Source organism: Streptomyces sp. NPDC059787 (assembly GCF_042732315.1).
Classification (GTDB): domain Bacteria; phylum Actinomycetota; class Actinomycetes; order Streptomycetales; family Streptomycetaceae; genus Streptomyces; species Streptomyces atrovirens.
Window position 1 is genome coordinate 25,444 of the sequence record NZ_JBHWHX010000023.1, and the last position, 15,956, is coordinate 41,399.

Sequence of the window (15,956 nt, forward strand, 5' to 3'; positions counted from 1 at the left end):
CTGAGGCATACGCACATGAACTGGGACGACACCACCGACACCGACGCCACCGGCGAGCGGCTGGTGGGCTCTGTCGCCGACCGCGAGGACCAGGCCGTCGAGGCCGCCCTGCGCCCCAAGGACCTGGGCGAGTTCATCGGCCAGGAGAAGGTCCGCGAGCAGCTCGACCTCGTGCTGCGCGCCGCCCGCGCGCGGGGCGCCACCGCCGACCACGTGCTGCTCTCCGGCGCCCCCGGCCTCGGCAAGACCACCCTCTCGATGATCATCGCCGCCGAGATGGAAGCCCCCATCCGCATCACCTCGGGCCCCGCCATCCAGCATGCGGGCGACCTCGCGGCGATCCTCTCCTCCCTCCAGGAGGGCGAGGTGCTCTTCCTCGACGAGATCCACCGCATGTCCCGGCCCGCCGAGGAGATGCTCTACATGGCGATGGAGGACTTCCGCGTCGACGTGATCGTCGGCAAGGGCCCCGGCGCCACCGCCATCCCCCTCGAACTGCCCCCCTTCACCCTGGTCGGCGCCACCACCCGGGCCGGCCTGCTGCCGCCCCCGCTGCGCGACCGCTTCGGCTTCACCGCGCACATGGAGTTCTACGAGCCCGCCGAGCTGGAGCGGGTCGTCCACCGCTCGGCGAGCCTCCTCGACGTGGAGATCGACCCGGCCGGCGCCGCGGAGATCGCCGGCCGCTCCCGCGGCACGCCCCGTATCGCCAACCGCCTTCTGCGCCGCGTCCGGGACTACGCGCAGGTCAAGGCCGACGGGGTGATCACCAAGGACATCGCCGCGGCGGCCCTCGCCGTCTACGAGGTCGACGCCCGGGGCCTCGACCGGCTGGACCGGGCCGTACTGGAGGCCCTGCTGAAGCTGTTCGGCGGCGGACCGGTCGGCCTGTCCACGCTCTCCGTCGCGGTCGGGGAGGAACGTGAGACCGTGGAAGAGGTGGCCGAACCCTTCCTCGTACGGGAGGGCCTGCTCGCCCGCACCCCGCGCGGGCGGGTCGCCACCCCGGCGGCATGGGCGCATCTCGGCCTCACGCCGCCCCGCTCGGGGACCCCTGGAAACGGACAAGGGGACCTGTTCGGGGCGTGACGGCGAGGACGATGGCCCGGGCAGGAACCCCGGTGCCATGCTGAGCGTTGTTCCCTGCGCGCGGACTCGCTTAGACTCCGCCGATGCCACCCTTGTCGGCGGCAGTACATACCCCCAACCATCAGGCCGTTCACCATCGCGGTCGTGTGAAGGAAGTTCCGACCCGTGAGTCTCCTGACCCTCCTCCCGTTCATTGTGCTCATCGGGGCCATGTTCCTGATGACCCGGTCGGCCAAGAAGAAGCAGCAGCAGGCCATCGACATGCGGAACCAGATGCAGCCCGGTTCCGGCGTCCGCACCATCGGGGGCATGTACGCCACGGTCAAGGAGGTCAGTGAAGACACGGTCCTCCTCGACGCCGGTCCGGGTGTGGAGCTGCTGTTCGCCAAGAACTCGATCGGTGCCGTCCTGACCGACGAGGAGTACAACCGCATCGTCCACGGCATCGAGCACGACCTGAAGTCCGACGCGGACGTCGTCCCCGACGACGCCTCCTCCCTCACCGAGACCGACGACTCCTCCGACGCTGCCGCCGCCTCCGACGACACGCCTGTCGACCTCGGCAAGAAGGACGCGGCCGACGAGCCGGCCGACGCCGACGAGGCGAAGGCGGACGCGCAGTCGAAGAAGTCCGACGGCGACTCCGACGCGAAGTAGTCGTGGCCCGGGGCGCGCGGGTGCTGCCCGCGCGCCCCGGGACATGCCCGACTCGCACGGAGTCCCGACACCATGTCATGGCCGCCCGCCCGCCGATCCGGCGCGAGGCGGCCCGAGAGGGAGTACGAGAAGGTGGCAGCACTCAAAAAGGGACGGAACGCGAGCGCCACAAGTAAGCCGTGGCGCTCGCTCGCTCTGATCCTGATCGCCATCGTGGCGCTCACCGGCGGCATGTTCGCATCCGGGCACACCACTCCGCGTCTCGGCATCGACCTGGCCGGTGGTACGAGCATCACGCTGGCGGCGGTCCCCGAGGCCGGCCAGGAGTCCGCGATCAACAAGACCAACATGAACACCGCGGTCTCCATCATGGAGCGGCGTGTCAACGGTCTTGGCGTCTCGGAGGCCGAGGTCCAGACGCAGGGTGACCGCAACATCATCGTCAACATTCCCAAGGGCACCAATTCCAAGCAGGCCCGGGACCAGGTGGGCACCACCGCCAAGCTGTACTTCCGCCCGGTCGTCGCCACCGAACTCGCCGGTGGCGGCGCCGCTCCCACGCCCAGCGCGACCAGCGACGGCGCGGAGCAGGACTCCGACAAGGACAAGGCGACCGACAAGGCCACGGAGAAGGCGACCGACGGTTCCTCCCCGTCGGCGAGCGCCACCACCCAGGGCCGTGCCGTCACCGACGCGCTGAAGGCCGACGAGACGCCGTCCGCCTCCCCGAGCGGCACGGCCGAGGACGGGGCCAGCCCCTCCGCGTCCGCGACCGGCGGCACCTCCGGCGACGCCGACAGCAAGCTCCAGGCCCAGTACGCCGCGCTCGACTGCACCAAGGAGAGCGTCCGCGCCAAGGCCGGTGACGGTTCCAAGGCCGGCGACTCGACCGTCGCCTGTGGCCAGAATTCCCAGGGCCAGTGGCAGAAGTACATCCTCGGTCCCGCCGCGGTCGACGGCACGGACGTCGACGAGGCCGACGCCGTCCTGAACACCCAGACCGGTGCCGGCTGGACCGTCACCATGGACTTCACGGACAAGGGCGCCAAGAAGTTCGCCGACATCACCGGCCAGCTCGCCCAGAACCAGTCCCCGCAGAACCAGTTCGCCATCGTCCTGGACAACGAGGTCGTCTCCGACCCGTACGTCAGCCAGGCCCTGACCGGCGGCAACGCCGAGATCTCCGGCAACTTCACCCAGCAGTCGGCCCAGGAACTGGCCAACATGCTGTCCTACGGCGCCCTGCCGCTGACCTTCCGCGAGGACAGCGTCACCACCGTCACCGCCGCGCTCGGCGGTGAGCAGCTGAAGGCCGGTCTGATCGCCGGTGCCATCGGCCTCGCCCTGGTCGTCATCTACCTGCTGGTCTACTACCGCGGCCTGTCCTTCATCGCGATCCTGTCGCTGCTGGTGTCCGCCGCCCTCACCTACGTGATCATGTCGCTGCTCGGCCCGACCATCGGCTTCGCGCTGAACCTGCCGGCCGTGTGCGGTGCCATCGTCGCGATCGGCATCACGGCGGACTCGTTCATCGTGTTCTTCGAACGGGTCCGGGACGAGATCCGCGAGGGCCGCACCCTGCGTCCCTCCGTGGAGCGGGCCTGGCCGCGCGCCCGGCGCACCATCCTGGTCTCCGACTTCGTGTCGTTCCTCGCCGCCGCGGTGCTCTTCGTCGTCACCGTCGGCAAGGTCCAGGGCTTCGCGTTCACGCTCGGCCTGACCACCGTGCTCGACGTCGTGGTGGTGTTCCTCTTCACCAAGCCGCTGCTGACGCTGATGGCCCGCCGCAAGTTCTTCGCGAGCGGCCACAAGTGGTCCGGTCTCGACCCGGAGGCGCTGGGTGCGAAGCCGCCCCTGCGCCGCACCCGCCGTCCCTCCGCCCCCACCCAGACGAAGGAGGCGTGAGATGTCGAAACTCGGCACCCTCGGGGCCCGGCTGCACCACGGCGAGGTCGGCTACGACTTCATCAAGAACCGCAAGATCTGGTACGGCATCTCCATCCTGATCACCATCACGGCCATCCTCGGCCTGGCGGTGCGCGGCCTGCACATGGGCATCGAGTTCCAGGGCGGAGCGGTCTTCACCACCCCGAAGAACATGAGCGTCTCGGTCGCCCAGGCCGAGGGGTACGCGGAGGACGCCTCCGGTCACGACGCGATCGTCCAGAAGCTCGGTGACGGCAGCCTGCGCATCCAGGTCGCGGGCATCGACACCAAGACCTCGGACAGCATCAAGGACAAGCTCGCCGAGGACCTCAAGGTCGACGACGAGCGGATCAACGCCGAGCTGGTCGGCCCGAGCTGGGGCGAGCAGATCGCCAACAAGGCCTGGCAGGGCCTCGCCATCTTCATGATCCTGGTCGTGATCTACCTGGCGATCGCCTTCGAGTGGCGCATGGCACTCGCCGCGTTCGTCGCCCTGATCCACGACATCACCATCACCGTCGGCATCTACGCCCTCGTCGGCTTCGAGGTCACGCCGGGCACGGTGATCGGTCTGCTGACCATCCTCGGTTACTCGCTCTACGACACGGTCGTCGTCTTCGACAGCCTCAAGGAACAGACCAAGGACATCACCAAGCAGACCCGCTGGACCTACAGCGAGATCGCCAACCGTTCCATCAACAGCACCCTGGTCCGCTCCATCAACACCACGGTGGTCGCGCTGCTGCCGGTGGGCGGCCTGCTGTTCATCGGTGGCGGTGTCCTCGGCGCCGGCATGCTGAACGACATCTCGCTGTCGCTGTTCGTCGGCCTCGCCGCCGGCGCGTACTCCTCGATCTTCATCGCCACCCCGCTCGTCGCCGACCTCAAGGAGCGCGAGCCGGCGATGAAGTCGCTGAAGAAGCGCGTCCTGGCCAAGCGCGCCCAGGGCGCGACCGCGGACGGGACGCAGGAGGCCCCGGTCACCGGCGAGGACCACGACGACGAGCCCGAGGACGCCGCACCCGCGGTCGTCGGCCCGCGCGACCAGTCGGCCACCCGCACCCGCGGCCGGGGCCGTCCCTCAGGGAAGCGCCGATGACCGAGATCAGAGAGCTGCTGCTCAGCCGCATCCGGGACGTGGCGGACTACCCGGAGCCGGGCGTGATGTTCAAGGACATCACCCCGCTCCTGGCGGACCCCGCGGCGTTCTCCGCGCTCAGCGACGCCCTCGCCGACATCGCCCGCGCCACCGGCGCCACCAAGGTCGTCGGCCTGGAGGCCCGCGGGTTCATCCTCGGCGCCCCGGTCGCCATCCGCGCGGGCCTCGGCTTCATCCCCGTACGCAAGGCGGGCAAGCTCCCCGGAGCCACCCTCAGCCAGGCGTACGACCTGGAGTACGGCTCCGCCGAGATCGAGGTGCACGCCGAGGACCTGAGCGCCGCCGACCGCGTTCTGGTGGTCGACGACGTCCTCGCCACCGGCGGCACCGCCGAGGCGTCGGTCCAGCTCATCCGCAGGGCGGGCGCCGAGGTCGCGGGCCTGGCCGTACTGATGGAGCTCGGCTTCCTCGGCGGCCGCGCCCGGCTGGAACCGGCCCTGGCCGGCGCCCCGCTGGAAGCGCTGCTCACGGTCTGACCAGCGGCGCCGCACGCGAACCGCACACAGGGAACACCACTCGGGCGGGCCCGGAGGAATCCGGTGCCCGCTTGGGGTGTTTCCGGGGGCGGGCCGTCTTTCAGGGGCCCTCTTCACGGTCCGGCCTGCGGCGTCGCACGTGGACCGCACAGGGAACACCGTTCGGGCGGACTCGGAGGAATCCGGTGCCCGCTTCGGGTGTTTCCGGGGCGGGCCGTCTTTCAGGGGGTGCTGTTCACGGTCCGGCCTGCGGTGATGCACGTGGATCGTGCACGGGGGACGCCGTTCGGGCGGGCCCGGAGGAATCCGGTGCCCGCCTCGGGTGTTCCGGAAGTAGACCGTCCTCACATCCGCCCGCAGGCGATCCACGGGCACGGGATCGCTACCATGGGGTTTCCGGAGCCTGACCGGGGGACCCGGATCGCGCACGAGGAGCCCTCTTGCCAGACGAGGCCCAGCACCTGACCGCCGCCAAGCCCGAGTCCGCCTCGGCGGCCGCGGCCAAGCCCGCGCCGAGCGCGCCCCACGCGAAGAACGACACGCGCGGGCCGGTCCAGCACGCCCAGTCCGCGCCGGTCGACAAGCCCGAGCAGCCGCGCCCCAAGCCGGCCCCGCCCGAGCGCTCCGCGCCCCTGGCCCGCCCGAACACCGGCCAGCCGCGCTCCGGCTCCTCCAACCGCGTCCGCGCCCGCCTCGCCCGGCTCGGCGTCCAGCGCGCCAACCCGTACAACCCGGTCCTGGAACCGCTGCTGCGGATCGTCCGCAGCAACGACCCCAAGATCGAGAACGCCACGCTCCGCCAGATCGAGCGCGCCTACCAGGTCGCCGAGCGCTGGCACCGCGGCCAGAAGCGCAAGAGCGGCGACCCGTACATCACGCACCCGCTCGCCGTCACCACCATCCTCGCCGAGCTCGGCATGGACCCGGCCACGCTCATGGCCGGACTGCTGCACGACACCGTCGAGGACACCGAGTACGGCCTGGAGGACCTGCGCCGGGACTTCGGCGACGTGGTCACCCTCCTCGTCGACGGCGTCACCAAGCTCGACAAGGTCAAGTTCGGCGAGGCCGCGCAGGCCGAGACCGTGCGCAAGATGGTCGTCGCCATGGCCAAGGACCCGCGCGTCCTGGTCATCAAGCTCGCCGACCGCCTGCACAACATGCGCACCATGCGCTACCTCAAGCGCGAGAAGCAGGAGAAGAAGGCGCGCGAGACCCTGGAGATCTACGCGCCGCTCGCCCACCGCCTGGGCATGAACACCATCAAGTGGGAGCTGGAGGACCTCGCCTTCGCGATCCTCTACCCCAAGATGTACGACGAGATCGTCCGCCTGGTCGCCGAGCGCGCCCCCAAGCGCGACGAGTACCTCGCCATAGTCACCGACGAGGTGCAGCAGGACCTGCGCGCCGCCCGCATCAAGGCCACCGTCACCGGCCGCCCCAAGCACTACTACAGCGTCTACCAGAAGATGATCGTCCGCGGCCGCGACTTCGCGGAGATCTACGACCTGGTGGGCATCCGCGTCCTGGTGGACACCGTCCGCGACTGCTACGCGGCACTCGGCACGGTGCACGCGCGATGGAACCCGGTCCCCGGCCGGTTCAAGGACTACATCGCGATGCCCAAGTTCAACATGTACCAGTCGCTGCACACGACGGTCATCGGGCCCGGCGGCAAGCCCGTCGAGCTGCAGATCCGCACCTTCGACATGCACCGCCGCGCGGAGTACGGCATCGCCGCGCACTGGAAGTACAAGCAGGAGGCCGTCGCCGGCGCCTCCAAGGTCCGCACCGACGCGCCCAAGTCGTCCGGCAAGGGCAAGGACGACCACCTCAACGACATGGCCTGGCTGCGGCAGCTCCTGGACTGGCAGAAGGAGACCGAGGACCCCGGCGAGTTCCTGGAGTCCCTGCGTTTCGACCTGTCCCGCAACGAGGTCTTCGTCTTCACCCCCAAGGGTGACGTCATAGCGCTGCCCGCGAGTGCCACCCCCGTGGACTTCGCCTACGCCGTCCACACCGAGGTCGGCCACCGCACCATCGGGGCGCGGGTCAACGGCCGCCTCGTACCGCTGGAGTCGACCCTCGACAACGGCGACCTGGTGGAGGTCTTCACCTCCAAGGCGGCCGGCGCCGGCCCCTCCCGCGACTGGCTCGGCTTCGTCAAGTCGCCGCGCGCCCGCAACAAGATCCGCGCCTGGTTCTCCAAGGAGCGCCGCGACGAGGCCATCGAGCACGGCAAGGACTCCATCGTCCGCGCGATGCGCAAGCAGAACCTGCCGATCCAGCGCATCCTCACCGGTGACTCGCTGGTCACGCTGGCGCACGAGATGCGCTACTCGGACATCTCCGCGCTGTACGCGGCGATCGGCGAGGGCCATGTCTCCGCGCAGAACATCGTGCAGAAGCTCGTCCAGGCCCTCGGCGGCGAGGAGGCCGCCACCGAGGAGATCGACGAGTCGGTCCCGCCGGCCCGCAGCCGCAAGCGCCGCTCCAGCGCCGACCCCGGTGTCGTCGTCAAGGGCGTCGAGGACGTCTGGGTGAAGCTGGCCCGCTGCTGTACGCCGGTGCCCGGCGACCCGATCATCGGATTCGTGACCCGGGGCAGCGGCGTATCGGTGCACCGCAGCGACTGCGTCAACGTCGACTCGCTGTCCCGGGAGCCCGAGCGGATCCTCGACGTCGAGTGGGCGCCCACCCAGTCCTCGGTCTTCCTGGTCGCCATCCAGGTCGAGGCCCTCGACCGGTCCCGGCTGCTGTCGGACGTCACACGCGTACTGTCCGACCAGCACGTCAACATCCTCTCCGCGGCCGTCCAGACCTCCCGCGACCGTGTCGCCACCTCCCGCTTCACCTTCGAGATGGGCGACCCCAAGCACCTCGGTCACGTCCTGAAGGCCGTACGCGGCGTGGAGGGCGTCTACGACGTCTACCGGGTGACCTCGGCCCGCAACCGCACGTAGCGGACGGCAGACGCACGAAAGGGGGCTCCCGTACCTCGGGTACGGGAGCCCCCTTTCGTGTGCCGTGCGCGAGTTCAGCCGCCGAACTCGTGCAGACCCTTCAGCGCCTGGTCCAGCAGGGCCTGGCGGCCCTCCAGCTCCCGCTCCAGCTTCTCCGCCTTGGCGGTGTTGCCCTGCGCCCTGGCCTGCTCGATCTGGCCCTTCAGCTTGTCCACGGCGGCCTGGAGCTGACCGGTCAGACCCGCGGCACGCGCGCGCGCCTCCGGGTTCGTCCGGCGCCACTCGGCCTCCTCGGCCTCCTGCAGGGCCCGCTCCACGGTGTGCATCCGGCCCTCGACCTTCGGGCGGGCGTCCCGCGGCACATGGCCGATGGCCTCCCAGCGCTCGTTGATCCCGCGGAACGCGGCCCGCGCGGCCTTCAGTTCCGTGATCGGCAGGAGCTTCTCGGCCTCCTCGGCCAGCTCCTCCTTGAGCTTGAGGTTCTCGGTCTGCTCCGCGTCCCGCTCGGCGAAGACCGAGCTGCGGGCGGCGAAGAAGACGTCCTGGGCGCCGCGGAAGCGGTTCCACAGGTCGTCCTCGTGCTCGCGCTGGGCGCGGCCCGCGGCCTTCCACTCCGACATCAGGTCGCGGTAGCGGGCGGCCGTCGGCCCCCAGTCCGTCGAGCCCGACAGCGACTCGGCCTCCGCGACCAGCCGCTCCTTGGCCTGACGGGCCTCCTCGCGCTGCGCGTCCAGCTGCGCGAAGTGCTGCTTGCGCCGCTTGGAGAACGCCGACCGCGCGTGCGAGAACCGGTGCCACAGCTCGTCGTCCGACTTGCGGTCCAGCCGCGGCAGGCCCTTCCAGGTGTCCACCAGCGCCCGCAGCCGCTCACCGGCGGCCCGCCACTGGTCGGACTGCGCCAGCTCCTCCGCCTCGACGACCAGCGCCTCCTTGGCGTGACGCGCCTCGTCGGACTGCTTGGCCCGCTGTGCCTTGCGCTCCTCGCGGCGCGCCTCCACCAGCTCCACGAGCTTGTCCAGCCGGGCCCTGAGGGCCTCCAGGTCGCCGACCGCGTGGTGCGCGTCCACCTGCTCGCGCAGGTGCCCGATCGCGGTCTGGGCGTCCTTGGACGACAGGTCGGTGGTCTTCACTCGCTTCTCGAGGAGGCCGATCTCGACAACCAGGCCCTCGTACTTGCGCTCGAAGTAGGCCAGCGCCTCCTCGGGGGAGCCGGCCTGCCAGGAACCGACGACCTGCTCGCCGTCGGCCGTACGCACGTACACGGTCCCCGTCTCGTCGACGCGGCCCCACGGGTCGCTGCTCACAGCGCCTCCTCCACATGATGCCGTCGAGGGGGCCTCGAAGCTCCCCCGGGCATCGTCCACAGTTTCGTCACGGCCAACATAGGCGACCGACGGGATGCCTGTCCGCATCCCGCGCGACCGAAATTTCGCAGTTGGGGGTCAGGATTCGGTGACGGTCGCCTTGTCGATCACGACCGTCGCGTTGGGCGCCCCGTCACCCGCTCCGGTGTTCTCCCCGGCGTCGGCGATCTTCTTCAGCACCTCCATGCCGGCGTCCGAGACGGTGCCGAACGGGGTGTAGCTGGGCGGAAGCTGGCTGTCCTGGTAGACCAGGAAGAACTGACTGCCGCCACTGTCCGCCTGCCCGGTGTTGGCCATCGCGACCGTGCCCGCCGGGTAGATGTTGTCCTTCAGGCTTTTGTCCTTCAGGTTCTCGTCCGGGATCGTGTAGCCGGGACCGCCGGTGCCGGTGCCCGTCGGGTCACCGCACTGCAGCACGTAGATGCCGTTCGTGGTGAGCCGGTGGCACTTGCTGTGGTCGAAGTAGCCCTTCTTCGCCAGGAAGTCGAACGAGTTGACCGTGTGCGGGGCCGCCGACGCCTTCAGCGCCACGTCTATCCCGCCGCAGGTCGTGTCCAGCTTCAGGGTGTACTTCGCCGACTTGTCGATGGCGACCGCCGGCTCCTTCTTCCAGGTCTTCGACGCGACCTTGCCCTCGGCGGGCTTGTCGCACGGGTCCGGAGCCTTGCTGGTCGGTGCGGCGCTCGGTGTGACCTCCGCGTTCGCGTTGGTCTTGTCGTCGTCCTGCTCGAACGCCCCGGTCGTGTACAGCGCGCCGCCGCCCACGAGGACCACACCGAGCACGGACGCGATCACCGAGTTGCGCGTCCGCGACTTCCGCCGTGCTTCGGTGCGCCGCTGCTGCTGCCGCAAGAACTTCTCCCGGGCGAGCTGACGCCGCCGCTGCTCCTGGCTGACCACCGGATTCTCTCCTCATGCGTCTCGTGTGCCGGCCGGTACGCGTGCGTGCGTGCGGTGAGCCGACCGCCTGCGTGTGCCCCGTACCGTATATGGGTTCGCTGAGGAATCGGCAGCGCCGGTAGGCTCTGACCACGGGCGCAGCCCCGTCGCAAGCCTCCCGTATCGACACAACGAAGGACGATCGTGCTCATTGCCGGGTTCCCCGCCGGGGCCTGGGGGACGAACTGTTATCTCGTCGCCCCCGCCGCCGGTGAGGAGTGCGTGATCATCGACCCCGGCCACCAGGCCGCCGACGGCGTCGCGGAGGCGGTCCGCAAGCACCGGCTCAAGCCCGTCGCCGTCGTCCTCACCCACGGTCACATCGACCACGTCGCCTCGGTCGTCCCGGTGTGCGGGGCGCACGACGTACCGGCCTGGATCCACCCCGGGGACCGCTACATGATGAGCGACCCCGAGAAGGGCATCGGCCGCGCCATCGGCATGCCGCTGATGGGCGAGCTGACGGTGGGGGAGCCGGACGACGTCAGGGAACTCACCGACGGCACGCGGCTGGACCTCGCGGGCCTCACGTTCTCCGTCGCGCACGCGCCGGGCCATACCAAGGGGTCGGTGACCTTCGGCCTGCCCGAGGCGGCGGACATCCCGCCGCTCATGTTCTCGGGCGACCTGCTGTTCGCCGGCTCCATCGGACGCACCGACCTGCCGGGCGGCTCCATGGACGACATGCTCGAGTCCCTGGCCCGCGTGTGCCTGCCGCTCGACGACTCGACCGTGGTGCTGTCCGGCCACGGCCCCCAGACGACCATCGGCCAGGAGCGCGCCACCAACCCGTATCTGCGGCAGGTGGCCGCCGGCCAGGGAGCCACCACCGAGGCTCCCCGACGAGGAATGTGACGAGACCTTCCGTGAGCACCTTCAAGGCCCCCAAGGGCACGTACGACCTGATCCCGCCGGACAGCGCCAAGTACCTCGCCGTCCGCGAGGCCATCGCCGCCCCGCTGCGGGGCTCCGGCTACGGCTACATCGAGACGCCCGGCTTCGAGAACGTCGAACTGTTCGCACGCGGTGTCGGTGAGTCCACCGACATCGTCACCAAGGAGATGTACGCCTTCGAGACCAAGGGCGGCGACCGGCTCGCCCTGCGTCCCGAAGGCACCGCCTCCGTGCTGCGCGCGGCCCTGGAGGCCAGCCTGCACAAGGCGGGCAACCTCCCGGTCAAGCTCTGGTACTCCGGCTCCTACTACCGCTACGAGCGCCCCCAGAAGGGCCGTTACCGCCACTTCTCCCAGGTCGGCGCCGAGGCGATCGGCGCGGAGGACCCGGCCCTCGACGCCGAGCTGATCATCCTCGCCGACCAGGCGTACCGCTCGCTGGGCCTGCAGAACTTCCGCATCCTGCTCAACAGCCTCGGCGACAAGGAGTGCCGCCCGGTGTACCGGGCCGCGCTGCAGGACTTCCTGCGCGGCCTCGACCTGGACGAGGACACCCTGCGCCGCGCGGAGATCAACCCGCTGCGCGTCCTGGACGACAAGCGCGAGTCGGTGCAGAAGCAGCTCACCGGCGCGCCCCTGCTGCGCGACTACCTCTGCGACGCCTGCAAGGCGTACCACGAGGAGGTCCGCGAGCTGATCACGGCGGCGGGCGTGGCCTTCGAGGACGACCCCAAGCTGGTGCGCGGCCTCGACTACTACACCCGTACGACCTTCGAGTTCGTCCACGACGGTCTCGGCTCCCAGTCCGCGGTGGGCGGCGGCGGCCGTTACGACGGCCTGTCCGAGATGATCGGCGGCCCCGCGCTGCCGTCCGTCGGCTGGGCCCTCGGCGTCGACCGCACCGTGCTGGCCCTGGAGGCGGAGGGCGTCGAGCTCGAAATCCCCGCCGCCACCAGCGTGTTCGCCGTCCCGCTCGGCGAGGAGGCCCGCCGGGTGCTGTTCGCCAAGGTCACCGAGCTGCGCAAGAACGGCGTGGCAGCCGACTTCAGTTACGGGAGCAAGGGCCTCAAGGCCGCGATGAAGGCCGCCAACCGCTCGGGCGCCCGCTACGCCCTGGTCCTGGGCGAACGCGACCTCGCCGAGGGCGTCGTCCAGCTCAAGGACATGGAGTCCGGCGAGCAGACGGCGGTCGGCGTCAACGAGATCGTGGCGGAACTGGAGTCACGGCTCGGCTGACCCCTCGTACCGACGAAGGCGCCGGAGGCCCGCGCGGGGCACCGGCGCCTTCGTCGTCAACGCCTGCGGGCGGCTTCACCCGGCCGGATGATCCCGGGCGGAGCGCATGTGCGACCGTCCCCCGGACATCGGCCGAAACCGCACGCTCACGGGCGGACGCCGGTACGCACTTATGTCCGCACAACGGCGGACCCACAGCCCCGTACGGCACAATGGCCCCTGCCCGAAGCAGGTCCACACTCCCCAGTGACGGAATCGGCGTGATGAGCAAGACGACAGTCAGGGACGTCGACATGGATCCCGAACCCCCGGCCGCACCGCAGCGGGCCGCCTCCGCGCCGCGCACGGAGGGCGCGAGCCGGGCCTTCGCCCTGCTCCTGGTGATCACCGGCGCCGCCGGCGTGCTCGCCGCGTGGGTGATCACACTCGACAAGTTCAAGCTGCTCGAGGCCAAGGTCAAGGGCGAGACGTTCGTCCCCGGGTGCAGCCTCAACCCCGTCGTCTCCTGCGGCAGCGTCATGGAGAGCGACCAGGCCTCCGTCTTCGGCTTCCCCAACCCGATGCTCGGCCTCGTCACCTACGGCATCGTCGTCTGCGTCGGCATGAGCCTGCTCGCCCGGGCCCGCTTCCCGCGCTGGTACTGGCTCACCTTCAACGCGGGCACCCTCTTCGGCACCGTGTTCTGCGCCTGGCTGATGTTCCAGTCCCTGTACCGGATCAACGCCCTGTGCCTGTGGTGCTGCCTGGCCTGGGTCGCCACGATCATCATGTTCTGGTACGTGACGTCGTTCAACATCCGCCAGGGCTTCCTGCCCGCCCCCGGCTGGCTGAAGGGCTTCTTCGGCGAGTTCACCTGGGTCATGCCGGTCCTGCACATCGGCATCATCGGCATGCTGATCCTGACCCGCTGGTGGGAGTTCTGGACCAGCTGACCGCCCGCCCGGGCTGTCGGTGCGGTGCTTTAGGGTTTCAGCGTGGAGCCCGACCTGTTCACCGCCGCAGCAGAAGAACGCCAGGAGAAGGACCCGACCGGCAGCCCCCTGGCGGTCCGGATGCGCCCGCGCACCCTCGACGAGGTGGTGGGCCAGCAGCACCTGCTGAAGCCGGGCTCCCCCCTGCGCAGACTGGTGGGCGAGGGCGCCTCGGGCCCCGCGGGACCCTCCTCGGTGATCCTCTGGGGTCCGCCCGGCACCGGAAAGACGACCCTGGCCTACGTCGTCTCCAAGGCCACCAACAAGCGCTTCGTCGAGCTGTCGGCGATCACCGCGGGCGTCAAGGAGGTCCGCGCGGTCATCGACGGCGCCCGCCGTGCCTCCGGCGGGTACGGCCAGGAGACGGTCCTCTTCCTCGACGAGATCCACCGCTTCAGCAAGGCCCAGCAGGACTCCCTGCTCCCGGCCGTGGAGAACCGCTGGGTCACCCTGATCGCCGCGACCACCGAGAACCCCTACTTCTCGGTCATCTCCCCGCTGCTCTCCCGCTCCCTCCTCCTCACCCTCGAACCGCTCACCGACGACGACATCCGGGACCTGCTGAAGCGCGCCCTCACCGACGAGCGGGGCCTGAAGGGCGCCGTCACCCTCCCCGAGGACACCGAGAACCACTTCCTGCGCATCGCGGGCGGCGACGCCCGCCGCGCGCTCACCGCCCTGGAGGCCGCCGCGGGGGCCGCGCTCGACAAGGGCGAGGCGGCGATCACCCTGGCCACGCTGGAGGAGACGGTCGACCGGGCCGCGGTGAAGTACGACCGTGACGGCGACCAGCACTACGACGTCGCCAGCGCGCTGATCAAGTCCATCCGCGGCTCCGACGTGGACGCCGCCCTGCACTACCTGGCCCGCATGATCGAGGCCGGCGAGGACCCCCGTTTCATCGCCCGCCGCCTGATGATCTCCGCCAGTGAGGACATCGGCCTCGCCGACCCGAACGCGCTGCCGATCGCCGTCGCCGCCGCCCAGGCCGTCGCCATGATCGGCTTCCCCGAGGCCGCCCTCACCCTCAGCCACGCCACCATCGCCCTCGCCCTCGCCCCCAAGTCCAACGCCGCCACCACCGCGATCGGCGCCGCCCTGGACGACGTACGCAAGGGACTGGCCGGTCCCGTGCCGTCCCACCTCCGGGACAGCCACTACAAGGGCGCGACCAAGCTCGGGCACGGCAAGGGCTACACCTACCCGCACGACCTGCCCGAGGGCATCGCCGAACAGCAGTACGCGCCGGACGCCCTGAAGGACCGCGCGTACTACGAGCCCACCCGGCACGGCGCGGAGGCGCGGTACGCGGACGCGGTGGAGTGGACCAGGAAGCACCTCGGTCGGAAGCGGTCCTGACCACCCTGTAGACTCTGCCGGAGTGCTGAGTCCCGTGTCCGGCTCCGGTCGGCGCCTCAGGCGGGACACCCAGCCGGATCCTTCGATCCAGGAGCGTCGCGCACCGTCGTAGGTGTCGCGGGCAGCCCACCACCCCCCCCGTAAGTCCCGGGACCGGTCGGTGGGCCGTTCGTGTGCTGCACGTATGTGCCCAGAACAGGGGAGCGGCTGCCCGTCAGGTCCTCACGGACCCGATGGGAATTCCCCGGCTGCGGATGCGACCTCCCGTAACCCTGAGGCAGCCGAAAAGGAAAAGGAAGAGAAGTGGCGAACCAGTCCCGCCCCAAGGTCAAGAAGTCGCGTGCCCTCGGCATCGCGCTGACCCCGAAGGCCGTCAAGTACTTCGAGGCCCGCCCCTACCCGCCGGGCGAGCACGGCCGCGGCCGCAAGCAGAACTCGGACTACAAGGTCCGTCTGCTGGAGAAGCAGCGTCTGCGCGCGCAGTACGACCTCTCCGAGCGCCAGCTGGTGCGCGCCTACGAGCGTGCCTCCAAGGTGCAGGGCAAGACCGGTGAGGCCCTGATCGTGGAGCTGGAGCGGCGCCTCGACGCGCTGGTCCTGCGTTCGGGCATCGCCCGCACGATCTACCAGGCCCGCCAGATGGTCGTCCACGGCCACATCCAGGTCAACGGCAAGAAGGTCGACAAGCCCTCCTTCCGTGTCCGCCCGGACGACGTCGTGCAGGTCCGCGACCGCAGCAAGGAGAAGACCCTCTTCACGATCGCCCGTGAAGGCGGCTTCGCCCCCGACGGTGAGACCCCGCGCTACCTCCAGGTGAACCTCAAGTCCCTGGCGTTCCGCCTGGACCGTGAGCCGAACCGCAAGGAGATCCCGGTGATCTGCGACGAGCAGCTCGTCGTCGAGTACTACGCCCGCTGACCCCAG

At 70.1% G+C, this 15,956-nt stretch carries 13 protein-coding genes; 11 read left to right on the top strand and 2 right to left on the bottom strand.

The window, feature by feature from the left end:
* Positions 1-15 precede the first annotated feature (15 nt).
* The 6 genes from ruvB to relA all read left to right on the top strand — a co-directional run bounded on the left by ruvB (position 16) and on the right by relA (position 8,270).
* A complete protein-coding gene (gene ruvB, locus ACFV5H_RS22025; protein ID WP_385196818.1) occupies positions 16-1,089 on the top strand; it encodes a Holliday junction branch migration DNA helicase RuvB in 1,074 nt (357 codons plus the stop codon).
* A gap of 165 nt (positions 1,090-1,254) precedes the next feature.
* Positions 1,255-1,746 (top strand): preprotein translocase subunit YajC, encoded by a 492-nt coding sequence (gene yajC / locus ACFV5H_RS22030; RefSeq protein ID WP_073933764.1) that lies wholly within the window; start codon positions 1,255-1,257, stop codon positions 1,744-1,746.
* Between the two features lie 132 nt (positions 1,747-1,878).
* A complete protein-coding gene (gene secD, locus ACFV5H_RS22035; RefSeq protein WP_385057365.1) occupies positions 1,879-3,651 on the top strand; it encodes a protein translocase subunit SecD in 1,773 nt (590 codons plus the stop codon).
* 1 nt (position 3,652) lies between these two features.
* Positions 3,653-4,771 carry a protein translocase subunit SecF gene (gene secF, locus ACFV5H_RS22040; RefSeq protein ID WP_385196821.1) on the top strand — a complete coding sequence of 373 codons (1,119 nt, stop codon included), beginning with the start codon at positions 3,653-3,655 and terminating at the stop codon, positions 4,769-4,771.
* Positions 4,768-5,307, top strand: coding sequence for an adenine phosphoribosyltransferase (locus tag ACFV5H_RS22045; protein WP_073933767.1), 540 nt, complete (start codon positions 4,768-4,770; stop codon positions 5,305-5,307). The genes secF and ACFV5H_RS22045 overlap by 4 nt, the downstream gene beginning before the upstream one ends.
* A 440-nt stretch (positions 5,308-5,747) precedes the next feature.
* Positions 5,748-8,270: a GTP pyrophosphokinase gene (gene relA, locus ACFV5H_RS22050; protein WP_385057361.1), complete on the top strand. Its 2,523-nt coding sequence runs from the start codon at positions 5,748-5,750 to the stop codon at positions 8,268-8,270.
* Positions 8,271-8,344: 74 nt separating this feature from the next.
* Here relA and ACFV5H_RS22055 read toward each other — a convergent pair whose 3' ends face one another.
* Positions 8,345-9,574, bottom strand: coding sequence for a DUF349 domain-containing protein (locus ACFV5H_RS22055; RefSeq protein ID WP_385057359.1), 1,230 nt, complete (start codon positions 9,572-9,574; stop codon positions 8,345-8,347).
* Positions 9,575-9,712: 138 nt separating this feature from the next.
* A complete protein-coding gene (locus ACFV5H_RS22060; RefSeq protein WP_385057357.1) occupies positions 9,713-10,534 on the bottom strand; it encodes a peptidylprolyl isomerase in 822 nt (273 codons plus the stop codon).
* A 183-nt stretch (positions 10,535-10,717) separates the two neighbouring features.
* Between ACFV5H_RS22060 and ACFV5H_RS22065 the strand changes: the two genes are divergently transcribed.
* From ACFV5H_RS22065 to rpsD, 5 genes are all read left to right on the top strand, one after another.
* On the top strand, positions 10,718-11,428 hold the full coding sequence (locus tag ACFV5H_RS22065) for an MBL fold metallo-hydrolase (RefSeq protein WP_385057355.1): 711 nt from the start codon (positions 10,718-10,720) through the stop codon (positions 11,426-11,428).
* A gap of 11 nt (positions 11,429-11,439) precedes the next feature.
* The gene (hisS, locus tag ACFV5H_RS22070) at positions 11,440-12,702 is read left to right on the top strand and encodes a histidine--tRNA ligase (protein WP_385196823.1); all 1,263 of its coding nucleotides are present in this window, start codon (positions 11,440-11,442) and stop codon (positions 12,700-12,702) included.
* Between the two features lie 263 nt (positions 12,703-12,965).
* The gene (locus tag ACFV5H_RS22075) at positions 12,966-13,634 is read left to right on the top strand and encodes a vitamin K epoxide reductase family protein (RefSeq protein WP_385057351.1); all 669 of its coding nucleotides are present in this window, start codon (positions 12,966-12,968) and stop codon (positions 13,632-13,634) included.
* Positions 13,635-13,676: 42 nt separating this feature from the next.
* Positions 13,677-15,032: a replication-associated recombination protein A gene (locus ACFV5H_RS22080; RefSeq protein WP_073933774.1), complete on the top strand. Its 1,356-nt coding sequence runs from the start codon at positions 13,677-13,679 to the stop codon at positions 15,030-15,032.
* 303 nt (positions 15,033-15,335) lie between these two features.
* Positions 15,336-15,950, top strand: a complete 615-nt coding sequence (gene rpsD / locus ACFV5H_RS22085) for a 30S ribosomal protein S4 (protein WP_385057350.1) — start codon at positions 15,336-15,338, stop codon at positions 15,948-15,950.
* The last annotated feature ends 6 nt before the right edge of the window (positions 15,951-15,956 follow it).

Coding starts and splice junctions, on each gene's coding strand:
- ruvB (WP_385196818.1), top strand. CDS start 16: ATGAACTGGGACGACACCACCGACACCGACGCCACCGGCGAGCGGCTG.
- secF (WP_385196821.1), top strand. CDS start 3,653: ATGTCGAAACTCGGCACCCTCGGGGCCCGGCTGCACCACGGCGAGGTC.
- ACFV5H_RS22045 (WP_073933767.1), top strand. CDS start 4,768: ATGACCGAGATCAGAGAGCTGCTGCTCAGCCGCATCCGGGACGTGGCG.
- ACFV5H_RS22075 (WP_385057351.1), top strand. CDS start 12,966: ATGAGCAAGACGACAGTCAGGGACGTCGACATGGATCCCGAACCCCCG.